This is a genomic window from Pseudomonas acericola (SeqCode) (assembly GCF_053456465.1).
The window spans coordinates 485,705-497,977 of the sequence record NZ_JBRFJB010000002.1 but is presented as its reverse complement, the minus strand read 5'-3'; the positions used below and the strand labels follow the sequence as shown (position 1 = coordinate 497,977).

The following is a 12,273-nucleotide window of genomic DNA, read 5'->3' as shown; positions in this document are numbered from 1 at the left end:
TGGCGGCGTCCCATTCCAGGATCTCCGCTTCATTGACCGAGTAAACCAGCGGCACCACATCGAGGATTACGTCAATGTCCCGTTGCGAAAGAAGGCCGCCGGTTGATTTAAAAAATCGTCAATGCGCTCCTGCAACCCCGTCCAGTCGGGCACGGTCAGGCCGGCGAGATCGGGGATCATCAGCCCGGTGCAATGGGCGGTAATGAATTCGGCGCGGTCTTTGGCGGTGGCGAGTTTTTTCATCACCTTGGTCGCGCGCAGGGCGGGCATTTCCAGCTCGAGTTCGGCATGGGTGCGACCGGCGGCATCCACCGGCAGCAACAGTTGAACCGGTTGTTCGTGGCTCGATGGCGCCGGCTCGCCGAGGAAGAACGACGAAGGACGGGTCGACATCTCATGCACGAATTGGGCGATGGTCACGTAGTCCGGGCGCTTGAGTTGGTCGAGCTCTTTTTCCGACAGGCCGGTGGCGAGTTTCGCCAGTTCGAAGAACTGATCGTCCTCATCCTCACCGGCCCGGGCCAGCGCGTCTTTTTGCGCGGCGTAGTACAGCGGCTTGAGTTGAACCTGCTCGATCGTCGCGCCAGTGTCGGCGGTGATTGGCGAGAGCAGGCGGTGCAGCGGTGGCATCCAGGCCATGGGGCAAACTCCTTGGGTAACGTTGTAAAAAAGGGCGAGCGCCGGTCCCTGTGGGAGCTGGCTTGCCTGCGATGCAGGCGACTCGGTCATTCAGCTAGACCGAGGTGATGCTATCGCGGGCAAGCCCGGCTCCCACAGGGAACTCGATCGGCCTTAAGGCATCAGCACGGCGCGGCGTGCATCGCCGAGGATATCGACGCCATTGAGCACGAACTTCTGGGTGCGCACGTCGATGTCGATCACCGGGATGCCGTTTTCCAGGCGGTTGTAGGTGCGGCAGGACAGCTCCAGAGTGGTGGTGGCCTTCTCGCCCATTTTCAGCTTGGCTTCCGCCAGGGATTTGAGCTTGCCGCCGACCGTGTGGTAGGTGAAATAGGTCTTGCCATCCTGGTCCTGGCCGGCTTCGCGCACGTTCAGCAGGATGTCGTCACCCAGGCGCACACCCAGGGCCAGCATGATTTCCGGGCCGGCCCCTTGCAGGATCAACGTGGCATTGAGCACCTTGCCGCTCTTGGCCATTTCCTCGGCGATAAAGCGCCCGCCGGACATGGGCTCCATCTCAAACTCGATCGTCGGCGGGGTGAATTCCTCCACCGTCGCGGACAACGGCAGGCCTTGAAGGGTGGCCGCAATGGCCTGTCTGACTCGATTGGTAAACATTAGAGAACGTCCTCCAGGAACTGCTCGATGATTTCATCGCGGGCATTGAGTTGATAAATCATGTGTTCGTTCGGCGCGTAGCGGCCGTAGTCGATGACGATGAACCAGGTGCCGTTCTTGTACTTCTCGACACTGTTCAGTTCCGGGTGCAGGTACACGCTGCCGCCGGGGATGGTTTCGTCGGCGACCAGGGTTTGCAGCCAGTCGTTGATGCGCTTGACCTCCTGGTCCATGAAGGACTTGGTGAGGTTCTTGGCCATCGCTTTCTGGCCGGCCTTGACCAGCTTGCGGCTGATGGCATCTTCCAGGCCGACATAGCTGATGAACTTGCCGGTGATGGAGCGGTTACCCAGCAGCGAAAAACCGCCGAGGATGGTGCGGGCGTAGTAGCTCACACCGTAGCGGTTGAGCAGGTCGCCTTCGGTGGAGGTGTCGAGGATGTTGTACTCGACCACGCGGGAAACATCCTCGGCGAACGTCACCTGATTGCCCGGGCTTTCCCACTGCTTAACCTTCGCCAATGCGGCGATCGCCAGGGACGACGGCGCGAGGAACACATTCTTCTTCGCCGCCTTGGAGTACACCGACGGCATGTTGTGCACCAGCAGGCAACGGTCGAAGCCAAGGTCGGCACCGCCCAGTTCGCCGCTGTAGGTCACTTGGCCGGCGACCGCCACGTCCTTGCCATCCAGCACCACACGGGCCTTGATGCGCTTGCCGAAGGCCGCGAACTCACCGGCCACCGCCTTGACGCCGGTGAAGCCCGGGGCGCCGATGATGGTCAGGTCTTCCGGCACGCTGGCCAGTGCCGCCAGGCCCAGCTTGCGCCCGGTAACCGGCTCGTCACCGCCGATCACGTTGTTCTGGGTATCGGCCGCCGTTGCGCCCTCCTCCACGATCACCACGTAGACCGGCACCTTCACCACCTTGAGGATCTGGTACACCGCATGAAACAGCGTGCCCGACTCGGCGCCGGTAGGATCCAGCAACGCCTGGGCGGTGAAACTGTTGATACGGAACGGCGAATTTTTCGGGATCGACGCGTGGGCTTTCGGCGCGGTACCGACCAGGCCGATCACGTTATCGCCCAGGCCACCCATGGCCTCGGGGGATTCGGTCGCGTTGACGGTGATGCCGTTGTGCTCGAAGTTCAAAACCTCAGCCATGATTAGTCAGCCTTCTGGGTAGTGGCCTGTTTGGCCGGGGTGGCGTTAAGGACGCTGGTCAGTTCCAGGCGGCCAGCGGTGCGCAAGGCGGTTGCTTCGACGTCCAGCAGGTCGAGTTCCTCGCCGACGACAGACCAATGGCCGGCGTGGGTAGGGAATGGGACGAGGACGGTGTAGGTTTGGCGGGTGGGCATATGCACTCCATGCACAAAAAAGCCGCTCGAGGCGGCGGGGGTTGAATCAGGAAAGAAAACGCCCCGTCAGGGCGGGGCGTTTATTCGGTTTGGTTGGCGAGCCAGGATGGCGCTACTGGCCGCTGCTGGTCATTGGGGAAGTTCGGCGATTGCGGCCAATCGCGCAGTGATTGCACGTACAGCAGCAATTCAGAAAACTGCTCAGTGGTCAGCGTTGTGTTACCACCGATCTCAAGTTCGTCGCGATGACGCTCGCGCAGCCATTTAGCACTTTCAATTTCAGCGTCTCGCCACAGGCGCTCTACGACCGCAAGGTCGATCTCAATGACTGGCGCACTGATCAAATAGGGCTGGCCGTTATCATCGTGCGCCCGGATCTTGCCGAGCTCCGGGTTTGCAATAACCTGCAGAAAAACCTCATCCGAGATTTCTACTGCATCACTCGGAATATTCTCGCCATGGATCGCAGGCAAATACGTGCAGCCTGTCGATGGACTGTAAAAACGCATAAATTCTCCTTATCTGCCGAAAGCAAACCAGCGCGCAACAACCGTTGCCGCAGAGGTGACTTGTTTATCGCACGTCAAGGTCATGCCTTTTTTCGTGACCTGGTAAACGTAAGATCCGATCACTGAGCTCAAGATGTCGCTATCAACAGTCCAGTCGGCATAGAGCACAGAGTAGGGAAACTCAACGGGAAACGAGACGGGTAGCAAGCTATCGCCGCTTGTCTGGTAGTCAACGACGCCCCATTGAATGACCAAGCCGCCAAGCCAACTTGGGAAAACGAAATAGCCTGTTGGGGTAAAGCTTGAGGCAAAGCCGAGGCGCAGCTTCTTCGGCGTGACCGTGACCAGATCATTGGTGCTATCAAGCATTTGCACAGCCGTGGCGACTTTCGTTGTGCCTTGCTTGAGCTCGGTTGCCTGCGAGGTCAGTGATGCCAGTGCCGAAACGTCGATGACGCCCTGATTGACTGGGGCGCTCCACGCTTTGATGCACCAGATGACCGCCAGGTTTCGCGGGCGAGTACCGCCCAAACCGACGTTCTGGGTGGTCTGGGTACCGGTCGTATAAATGGAATAGCTGACGGGATAATCACTTTGCACAATAGGATCAAGGCCATGTCCACTCAAGGCCGCGCCGTTCGGCCCTGTATGCCACAGCCCCCCAACAGCCAGGCTTTCGGTGCTGTAGTCAAACGCCTGTAGCGTGCTTTTTTGCCAGCTGCCAACTTCTCGGCCTGCGTCAACGCCACGGCCATGATCCCAGCCGCGCAAGAATTCGCCGCGAGACTCAGGCAGCCGGAAGTTTCCGACACCTTCATCCCCCTTGTTGAACGCACCCCCCAGAAATCCGGACAAGTCGGGATAAGCTGCAGCGCTTTTGATACTCCCATCGATCTCAAGAAAGCCAGGCGGAACTTTATTCACGGGAAAGGCGATGACCGAGCCGACCGGCAACGCCGAGGCTTTGGCAATCATCGTATCGACCTCAGCCTTCGAATAAGTCCTCTTCTCCACGTAGTCCATCACCCACGCCCGAGTCGCCTTCACCACCGTGTCATCAATCAACAACGTCACATTGGCGGCATTGGTCGTCTCGAAAATCGAGCGGATGTAAAACTCTTTGCCGGCCCCCGACGTCGTCAACACCGGCTTGTACGACTCCGGGTATTTGACGATGGCGTACAAAATCCCGCTATCCGTCCACAGCCCGGCTTCCCGCACATACCAGCCGCCGACATTCGACGGAATGGTGACTTCGGCCATCAACCAGTTGGCGTTTTTTTCATCTTGAAACAGCGCGGTCAACGGCCCACGCCAGACTTCGCGTTTCAGCGCTTTTGCGTTGGCATCAGGGTTATAGACAGCGCCGTTGCCGTCGCCGACGGAGATCTGCGCCAGTTTGATCGGTACGCCCGCGGCCTTGCAGGCGGTTTCGTAGGCGATACCCGCGTTGGTGAGCAGGGTGTAATAGTCAGCCATTTAGTGCTCCAGTGGATAAAGGGTGGTGGTTTCGACGGTGTAGAGCGCGGCCGCCATGAAGGCGCGGCCGGAGGACTCGACCCCTGCCAGCACGTTGGGGTAGATCGCGGTGAGTTCGCCGCACAGCGTCGCAGCGCCGATACTGTGGCTTCCAGATGCACTGAGGCCCACCGAGATCGAGAGGATGTCGCGCTCGCTCTTAGCGTCGGCCAGTCGGCGGTCGAGCCGGGCATCGATGGTTTCGCTGTAAGGCAATTCGGTCCAGGCCCGCACGGCAAAGCTGTAGGGCACGCCCTTGGGCTTTTGCTCGTACCAAGCGCGCACTTCAGGGCTTAGTTGCAGGCCTTTGGCGGCGTTTTCCAGGGCTTGGCGAGTGCCAGCCTGGCGAGCGGTGGGCCAGGCGAGTTTGACCGTCAGGCGCTTCTCGGCCTCGGGGGCGGTGGTGCTCCATTCGTTCACCGCGCGGTCCGCTGCCAGGTAGGGCAAAAACGCTGCCGGCGTACGATCCGGGTCCATCAGTTGGGGAAATGGCGGTGTGACCCGTTCCAGCAAGTAGCCGAAGCCCAGATCCAGGGCCTTTTCGAGTGGTGAACTGTTGGCGGGCAACAGGCTCGTCTTGGGCTCACTCATAGCGTGCGCACCTCCACCTCGACGCCCGTGCAGTACGGGGCCTGGAACGCCGAACTGATGATCGGCGCCAGCGGTTCAAGGATCTGCAGTTGCGCAGCGCCGGCGCTGTGGATGGCGTAGTCGATCCAGCTCGGATCGACCCGACCCTCCAGGCGATGACAGGAATCGGCGTAGGTTTGCAGCAACTGTTGCGCGGCAACCTGGGTCAATCCCGAATCGGGGCCCGCGTTGATCTTGGCGACCACGCGGATCTTGTAGCGTTGGATCTGCGCGCCCTGGACCGTGACCAGATCGGTTTCCGGTCGTACATCGGGCCGTGCGAAATGTCGACGCACGCCGTCAAGCAAATCGGCAGAGGCGCTGCCATCGCCGTCCCGGGAGAGCACGGTGACCATCACCTCGCCAGGCGCGGTACGCCGACCGTTGCCATCCTTGATCCGTGCGGCATAGCCGTCTGGGTTGAAGGTGTAGCTGACCGTCACCACGCCCGGCGCGGCGCTTTGCACCTTGACCGCTGGCCGCTCGCCCAAGGTGAACACTTCGCGGCGATATTGCATGCGCGAGCCCGCCGCTGGGGCGTGGGGAGCCAGGTAATAGCGCAGGCGAGCGTCATCGTCGCTTTCCAGCGTCGGCGGCACAGGCGGGAAAGCCGCCGGGTCGCCAGGGTCAAGCACCTGGCGCTCCAGGCCCATGTCCGCGAGGCGCGCATCCAGATTGCTACCGGTGGCCCACCACGCCAGCATCTGCTTGATACGCGCGTTGTATCGGCGCTCGTGGGTTTGCAGGCGTACGCAAAACGCTTCCAGGGCCAGGGTCAGCAGCTCGCTTTCATTGTCGAGGCTGAGCTTGAGTTTGGCCGCACTTTGCGGCGCGCGGGTGGCCACGTAGTCGACGACGAACGCCTTGAACTCCGCCAATAGCGGCTCGAAGGCGTCGACCGCGATAATCGCCGGTTCCGCCAGTTGGTTCTGGCCAGGGATCAACATGCTCATGTAACGACCTCGAAAGATTGTTGGCGGTTTTTCCAGGTGCCGGCAAAACGCAGCAGCAAGCCGGCGCCCTGGCGGGTCGCGACGATGACCTGGGGTTGAAAGTCGGTGATGCCGTTTTGCGCGTTGTAGAACGCATCGGCGGCATGGCTCTGGGCGAGGATCAACAGGTCGTCGCCCAGGTTCTGGCCGAGCAGTTGCGGTATCTTCGAGCCATACAACGGGCGCTTCTGGCGAGTGCCTATGGGGGTGGTCAGCGCTCGGGTGGCACGCTGTACGAATTGCAGCCAGTCATCGACCGCTGCCCCGCTGTTCCTATCGATTCCGATCATGGCAAATCCTTATGCGCTGCTGATCACACGGCCGTGGTGGTCCACCACCGGGCCGCTCAAATGCACGCCGGCGGCATCCAGCAGCAAGCCGCTGGCGCCGAGTTGCAGGGTGATGCTGTGCTCTGTCAGCGTCAGCGTGGCGGCACCGACAGTCACGTTCAGCTGTTCACGGGAACCGCTGACGATGGTCGGCCCGTTGCTCCATTTGAACGTGTGGCTGGCATCGTCATAGTCGCTTTGGGTGCCGTCCTGATAACGGCGCCGGGTCAGCGAGGCCACGCCGGACACCGGCGGAAACAGACTACTGTTGAGGCCGAACAAGGCCACAGATTGTGCTCCGCCTTCGCCGCCGCCGTAGTTGAGCAACAGGCATTGCTCCCCCACCGAGGGAATGCGGGTTTCGCTCTGCGCACCGGCGCTGGGGTTGAAAAAACGGATGGCCGGGCTGAGTAAATCCCCATGACTGACCTTGCAGGTGTTGCTGGCGGCGTCGACCTCCTGGCACACGCCGATCCGGCAGAAACTTTCCGCACGGCGATACAGGTCTTCGAGCTGGGCTTCCATTTCCACCAGGCGCTCGACGATCGGCCCGAGTTGCATGCGCAGCAATGCGTCGAACATGGACTACTCCTGAAGTGGGCGATATTGATCCGGGTCGTTGATGTCGGAGACTTCCCAGGTGCGGGCAAATAACGGTTTGCCTGTGGGATCTTCGAGGAGGCGCGGGCCGAGGTAGAGGGTCTGGCTGAAGGACACGGTCCAGGTGTCGTAGTCCGTTTCCGCGCCGATCAACGCGGAAGGTGCTGCGACGATGGCCGTGGGCAAATCGCACTGATCCGGCGGCAGGCCCCAGCGGTTGTCCAGGGCCAGGTCCATCAGTTGACTGGCCAGGTCGCATGCGTCAAACGCTGCGGCCCCGCTGGCAACCATGACTTTGAGTGAAACCGACAACACATGCGCCTTGCGCCCCTCAAGGGAGCGTATGCCAGGGCCATTACGCTCCATGCCAATAAGCACGCCGGTCTTATCGCCGGTGCCAGTGAAGTCCTGGTGATTACCTACACGCAATTGTGGGAAAGCGCTCTTCAGCGCATCCTCAATCGCCATGGGCAGTTGGGAGGTTTTTTCAATAGAGGTCATCTTGTTGCGTCCTTGCAGCGGTTACTGCTGATCCGGGCGGTTGACGCCGATACGTTTGGCCGCCCAACGTTCATAAAGGCCGATGGCCACGTCTGCGCCGGCCATGGCGGTCAGACACCCCAGGGCGGCGGCGGTCCAGACCGACAGGCCGGCGGCGTACAACAGCATCACCGCCGAGACCCCGCAGACCATGCACGCCCCAGACCGCAGGGCCAGCCGGCGTACCAACGACCAGCCCCGGGCGCCCTCCTTGTCGGCGCGCCACATTTCACCGCTGACCCCGCCGATCAGGGCCAGCACGATCACCAGCCAGATCGGCATTTCCGCTAACGCTTGCTGCTCGTTTGTCATATCACGCCTCCTGGCTGAGCAATGCCGGCACGGTGCCGGGGTTTGAATACTTCCGTGTGTCGGTAGGCATTCCAAAAAGCCCGGCTGCCCAGGCTTTTCAGTAATGCGTCCCGCGAACTGTCGGCGCTACTGGCGCGGTACGGTTCTTCCCTCGATGTTTTTCCGACCACGATCCCTGTCTGCCGGATAACTGCTTCTGGTGCTTTACGCTGCACACCCGGGTCAGTTGCCAACCCTCTGAACCGTTGAGGCCGGTTCATCGCTGCCTGTTCTTGTCATGCGGTGTAACTAAAGAGCGTCGGCATCCTTGCCGGTGTTTCCTGGCGTCCTTGCCATCGCTCTGGTGGCGTCCGTGCCAATGTTGCGTGCCTTCCTTGTCTTCCTTGGCAGCATCCTTGCCGCCTCCACCAGGCCTTCTTGGCTGGCTTGAGATGGAGAATATGCATGTATGGATATACAGTCAATGCATTAATGCATTTATTTGCGAGCACTCAATGCGTATACGCATTAGAACCCTTGTAGGCATTGGCCCTGCCGGCTTTTGTCAGGCGAAAAAAAACCCGCACATGGGCGGGCTTTGTCTTACGCAAAGAGGTTAACGGGCGTACATACCCCACCAAAACACATGGCCGAGGATGCTGATCTGCTCATCCTGGATGTCCTGGAAACTGTAGTCCTCGTCCGGGTGTTCATCGCGATTGAAACTGCGCAGGCGAATCCCGGAAGGCAGGCGATAGAGCTGTTTCACCCGCAGTTGACCGTTATGGTTGATGGCGTACAAATCCCCATCGACGATATCGCCAATCCCGCTCTTGCCCGCGTTGACCCCAACCGTCGCCCCGTCACGCAGCACGGGCAGCATGCTGTTGCCACGTACGGTCACGCACTTGGCCTGGTCAAACTGCACACCGTTATGCCGCAGGCTGCGTTTGCCAAACCGCAAGCTGGCCTTCTCGCTTTCCTCGATGACGAATCTTCCTGATCCAGCAGCCAATTCAACCTCGCGCAGAAAAGGGATCGACACCTCGTCATCATTCACCGGGGTGTCATCGTCCCACAGGCTAATGTCCTTGAGTTCCGAATGGGTTGGGTCACGCAGGTCTTCGCGCAAGGCGCCGATGGCTACGCGTCCGCGCAGTTGGTCGGTGCTGACGCGAAAGTACTCGGCGATACGCGAGATGTGCTTGTCCGAGGGATCGACGATCTTGCCGCTAAGGATCCGGGACAGCGTGGATTGAGGCACGCCAGTGCGCCGGTGAAGCTCCATGGGGGAGATCCGGTCGCGGTCCAGCAGTTCTCGTAAGACGATAGAAACATTGCGTTTTTGCATAGCGCGGATAGTGACGAGAGTTTTTTGGGTTGGCAAATGCTAATCCGCATATTTTTTGCATTCGTAGCGCCTGTACACCTATCCGCTTGCGACCTGCGAAGCCCCGACCTTGCGTGTTAACCTTGCCGCCATCGCAAAATCAGCAGGGCCAAGCGCCCCTTTGCCCCACTCCTTTTAACGAATTTGCCTACTACCCAATGAGTAAAAACACGTCCGACTTGTCCTCCCACACCCCAATGATGCAGCAGTACTGGCGCCTCAAGAACCAGCACCCTGATCAGTTGATGTTCTATCGCATGGGCGACTTCTACGAGATCTTCTACGAAGACGCGAAGAAGGCCGCCAAGTTGCTGGACATCACTCTGACCGCCCGTGGGCAATCGGCCGGGCAGTCGATTCCGATGTGTGGGATTCCTTACCATTCGTTGGAAGGTTATCTGGTCAAGCTGGTGAAGCTGGGCGAGTCGGTGGTGATCTGTGAGCAGATCGGCGACCCGGCCACCAGCAAGGGGCCGGTAGAACGTCAGGTGGTGCGCATTATTACGCCGGGGACGGTGAGTGATGAGGCGTTGTTGGATGAGCGTCGCGATAACCTGATTGCTGCGGTGTTGGGCGATGAGCGTTTGTTTGGCCTGTCGGTGCTGGACATCACCAGCGGCAATTTCACTGTGCTGGAGATCAAGGGCTGGGAAAACCTGCTGGCCGAGCTGGAGCGTATCAATCCGGTGGAGTTGTTGATCCCGGATGATTGGCCAAAGGACCTGCCAGCGGAAAAACGTCGTGGGGCCAAGCGCCGTGCGCCGTGGGATTTTGAGCGTGACTCGGCGCTGAAAAGCCTGTGCCAACAATTCTCCGTGCAAGACTTGAAGGGCTTTGGTTGCGAAACCCTGACCCTGGCCATCGGCGCCGCCGGTTGCCTGCTCGGCTACGCCAAGGAAACCCAGCGCACCGCCCTGCCGCACTTGCGCGCCCTGCGCCATGAGCGCCTGGACGATACCGTGGTGCTGGATGGCGCCAGCCGTCGCAACCTGGAGCTGGACACCAACCTGTCCGGCGGGCGCGACAACACCCTGCAATCGGTCGTCGACCGTTGCCAGACCGCCATGGGCAGCCGCTTGCTGACCCGTTGGCTGAACCGTCCGCTACGGGACTTGAGCGTGCTGCAAGCGCGTCAGTCGTCTATTACCTGCCTGCTGGACGGTTACCGCTTCGAGAAGCTGCAACCGCAGTTGAAGGAAATCGGCGATATCGAGCGCATCCTCGCGCGGATTGGCCTGCGCAATGCGCGCCCCCGCGACCTGGCGCGGCTGCGCGATGCCCTCGGCGCCCTGCCGCAACTGCAAGCGGCGATGACCGAACTGGACACGCCGCACCTGCAACAGTTGGCCGTGACCACCAGCACCTACCCGGAACTGGCGGCACTGTTGGAAAAAGCCATCATCGACAACCCGCCGGCGATTATCCGTGACGGCGGCGTGTTGAAGACCGGATACGACAGCGAGCTGGACGAGTTGCAATCCCTCAGCGAAAACGCCGGGCAGTTCCTGATTGACCTGGAAGCCCGCGAAAAAGCCCGTACCGGCCTGGCCAACTTGAAAGTCGGGTACAACCGCGTGCACGGCTACTTTATTGAATTGCCGAGCAAGCAGGCCGAGTCGGCGCCGATCGACTATCAGCGTCGCCAGACCCTCAAAGGTGCCGAGCGCTTTATCACCCCGGAACTCAAGGAGTTCGAAGACAAGGCGTTGTCAGCCAAGAGCCGCGCCCTCGCTCGGGAAAAGATGCTGTATGAAGCCTTGCTCGAAGACCTCATCGGCCAACTGGCGCCGTTGCAAGACACCGCCGCCGCCCTGGCCGAGCTGGACGTGCTGAGCAACCTCGCCGAACGTGCGCTGAACCTTGACCTGAACTGCCCGCGTTTTGTCAGCGAGCCGTGCATGCGCATCGTGCAGGGCCGCCACCCGGTCGTCGAGCAAGTACTGACTACACCGTTCGTCGCCAACGACCTGTCGCTGGACGATGACACCCGCATGCTGGTGATCACCGGTCCGAACATGGGCGGTAAATCCACCTACATGCGTCAGACCGCATTGATCGTGCTGCTGGCGCATATCGGCAGCTTCGTGCCGGCGGCCAGTTGTGAGTTGTCGCTGGTAGACCGGATTTTCACCCGGATCGGTTCCAGCGATGACCTGGCCGGCGGCCGTTCGACCTTTATGGTGGAAATGAGCGAAACCGCCAACATCCTGCACAACGCCACCGAGCGCAGCCTGGTGCTGATGGACGAGGTCGGTCGCGGCACGAGCACCTTCGATGGCCTGTCCCTGGCATGGGCCGCAGCCGAGCGCTTGGCGCACCTGCGGGCCTACACGCTGTTCGCCACCCACTATTTCGAACTGACCGTATTGCCGGAAAGCGAACCGCTGGTGGCCAACGTGCATCTCAATGCCACTGAGCACAACGAACGCATCGTATTCCTGCACCACGTGCTGCCTGGGCCGGCCAGCCAGAGCTACGGCCTGGCGGTGGCGCAACTGGCCGGCGTGCCGAACATCGTGATCAGCCGCGCCCGCGAGCACCTCAGCCGCCTGGAAACCACGGCATTGCCCCATGAAACCGTGGTCACCAGCCCAGCCAAGGCCGCGAGCAAAAGCGCCGCACCGCACCAGAGCGATATGTTCGCCAGCCTGCCCCATCCGGTGCTGGAAGAGTTGGCAAAGCTTGACCTGGATGACTTGACGCCGCGTAAAGCGCTCGAAATGTTATATGCACTGAAGGTTCGGATATAACGCTGGCGCTTGCAAGCTGGTAGACTCTCGCGCGGTTTGGGATGCTGCAGGCTTTTTAGCCTGGC

Annotated in this window: 14 protein-coding genes; 1 reads left to right on the top strand and 13 read right to left on the bottom strand. The window is 60.6% G+C overall.

The features are described 5' to 3' along the window. Positions 1-66 precede the first annotated feature (66 nt). The 13 genes from ACU688_RS08275 to ACU688_RS08215 all read right to left on the bottom strand — a co-directional run bounded on the left by ACU688_RS08275 (position 67) and on the right by ACU688_RS08215 (position 9,419). On the bottom strand, positions 67-639 hold the full coding sequence (locus ACU688_RS08275) for a phage tail assembly protein (RefSeq protein WP_448184330.1): 573 nt from the start codon (positions 637-639) through the stop codon (positions 67-69). A gap of 153 nt (positions 640-792) precedes the next feature. Continuing rightward, positions 793-1,299, bottom strand: a complete 507-nt coding sequence (locus ACU688_RS08270; protein ID WP_448184329.1) for a phage major tail tube protein — start codon at positions 1,297-1,299, stop codon at positions 793-795. Beyond that, a complete protein-coding gene (locus ACU688_RS08265; RefSeq protein ID WP_305432879.1) occupies positions 1,299-2,465 on the bottom strand; it encodes a phage tail sheath protein in 1,167 nt (388 codons plus the stop codon). The genes ACU688_RS08270 and ACU688_RS08265 overlap by 1 nt, the downstream gene beginning before the upstream one ends. Positions 2,466-2,467: 2 nt before the next feature. Beyond that, positions 2,468-2,659: a hypothetical protein gene (locus ACU688_RS08260; RefSeq protein WP_448184328.1), complete on the bottom strand. Its 192-nt coding sequence runs from the start codon at positions 2,657-2,659 to the stop codon at positions 2,468-2,470. Between the two features lie 80 nt (positions 2,660-2,739). Beyond that, positions 2,740-3,168 carry a phage tail assembly chaperone gene (locus tag ACU688_RS08255; protein WP_448184327.1) on the bottom strand — a complete coding sequence of 143 codons (429 nt, stop codon included), beginning with the start codon at positions 3,166-3,168 and terminating at the stop codon, positions 2,740-2,742. 9 nt (positions 3,169-3,177) lie between these two features. Then, complete coding sequence (locus ACU688_RS08250) at positions 3,178-4,647, bottom strand: phage tail-collar fiber domain-containing protein (protein ID WP_448184326.1); 1,470 nt, start codon at positions 4,645-4,647, stop codon at positions 3,178-3,180. Further along, positions 4,648-5,277, bottom strand: a complete 630-nt coding sequence (locus ACU688_RS08245; RefSeq protein ID WP_448184325.1) for a phage tail protein I — start codon at positions 5,275-5,277, stop codon at positions 4,648-4,650. Further along, positions 5,274-6,269, bottom strand: a complete 996-nt coding sequence (locus ACU688_RS08240) for a baseplate J/gp47 family protein (protein ID WP_448184324.1) — start codon at positions 6,267-6,269, stop codon at positions 5,274-5,276. Before ACU688_RS08240 ends, ACU688_RS08245 begins: the two co-directional genes overlap by 4 nt. After that, the gene (locus ACU688_RS08235) at positions 6,266-6,598 is read right to left on the bottom strand and encodes a phage baseplate protein (protein ID WP_448184323.1); all 333 of its coding nucleotides are present in this window, start codon (positions 6,596-6,598) and stop codon (positions 6,266-6,268) included. Before ACU688_RS08235 ends, ACU688_RS08240 begins: the two co-directional genes overlap by 4 nt. A 9-nt stretch (positions 6,599-6,607) precedes the next feature. After that, on the bottom strand, positions 6,608-7,219 hold the full coding sequence (locus ACU688_RS08230) for a phage baseplate assembly protein V (protein ID WP_448184322.1): 612 nt from the start codon (positions 7,217-7,219) through the stop codon (positions 6,608-6,610). A 3-nt stretch (positions 7,220-7,222) separates the two neighbouring features. After that, on the bottom strand, positions 7,223-7,738 hold the full coding sequence (locus tag ACU688_RS08225; RefSeq protein ID WP_448184321.1) for a hypothetical protein: 516 nt from the start codon (positions 7,736-7,738) through the stop codon (positions 7,223-7,225). A gap of 21 nt (positions 7,739-7,759) precedes the next feature. Continuing rightward, positions 7,760-8,089, bottom strand: coding sequence for a phage holin family protein (locus ACU688_RS08220; RefSeq protein WP_017738272.1), 330 nt, complete (start codon positions 8,087-8,089; stop codon positions 7,760-7,762). A 595-nt stretch (positions 8,090-8,684) separates the two neighbouring features. Beyond that, positions 8,685-9,419 (bottom strand): LexA family transcriptional regulator, encoded by a 735-nt coding sequence (locus ACU688_RS08215; protein ID WP_207039880.1) that lies wholly within the window; start codon positions 9,417-9,419, stop codon positions 8,685-8,687. A gap of 197 nt (positions 9,420-9,616) precedes the next feature. Between ACU688_RS08215 and mutS the strand changes: the two genes are divergently transcribed. Beyond that, on the top strand, positions 9,617-12,208 hold the full coding sequence (gene mutS / locus ACU688_RS08210) for a DNA mismatch repair protein MutS (protein WP_448184320.1): 2,592 nt from the start codon (positions 9,617-9,619) through the stop codon (positions 12,206-12,208). The last annotated feature ends 65 nt before the right edge of the window (positions 12,209-12,273 follow it).

Coding starts and splice junctions, on each gene's coding strand:
- ACU688_RS08215 (WP_207039880.1), bottom strand. CDS start 9,419: ATGCAAAAACGCAATGTTTCTATCGTCTTACGAGAACTGCTGGACCGC.
- mutS (WP_448184320.1), top strand. CDS start 9,617: ATGAGTAAAAACACGTCCGACTTGTCCTCCCACACCCCAATGATGCAG.
- ACU688_RS08240 (WP_448184324.1), bottom strand. CDS start 6,269: ATGAGCATGTTGATCCCTGGCCAGAACCAACTGGCGGAACCGGCGATT.
- ACU688_RS08220 (WP_017738272.1), bottom strand. CDS start 8,089: ATGACAAACGAGCAGCAAGCGTTAGCGGAAATGCCGATCTGGCTGGTG.
- ACU688_RS08250 (WP_448184326.1), bottom strand. CDS start 4,647: ATGGCTGACTATTACACCCTGCTCACCAACGCGGGTATCGCCTACGAA.
- ACU688_RS08265 (WP_305432879.1), bottom strand. CDS start 2,465: ATGGCTGAGGTTTTGAACTTCGAGCACAACGGCATCACCGTCAACGCG.
- ACU688_RS08230 (WP_448184322.1), bottom strand. CDS start 7,219: ATGTTCGACGCATTGCTGCGCATGCAACTCGGGCCGATCGTCGAGCGC.
- ACU688_RS08255 (WP_448184327.1), bottom strand. CDS start 3,168: ATGCGTTTTTACAGTCCATCGACAGGCTGCACGTATTTGCCTGCGATC.
- ACU688_RS08225 (WP_448184321.1), bottom strand. CDS start 7,738: ATGACCTCTATTGAAAAAACCTCCCAACTGCCCATGGCGATTGAGGAT.
- ACU688_RS08245 (WP_448184325.1), bottom strand. CDS start 5,277: ATGAGTGAGCCCAAGACGAGCCTGTTGCCCGCCAACAGTTCACCACTC.
- ACU688_RS08260 (WP_448184328.1), bottom strand. CDS start 2,659: ATGCCCACCCGCCAAACCTACACCGTCCTCGTCCCATTCCCTACCCAC.
- ACU688_RS08235 (WP_448184323.1), bottom strand. CDS start 6,598: ATGATCGGAATCGATAGGAACAGCGGGGCAGCGGTCGATGACTGGCTG.
- ACU688_RS08275 (WP_448184330.1), bottom strand. CDS start 639: ATGGCCTGGATGCCACCGCTGCACCGCCTGCTCTCGCCAATCACCGCC.
- ACU688_RS08270 (WP_448184329.1), bottom strand. CDS start 1,299: ATGTTTACCAATCGAGTCAGACAGGCCATTGCGGCCACCCTTCAAGGC.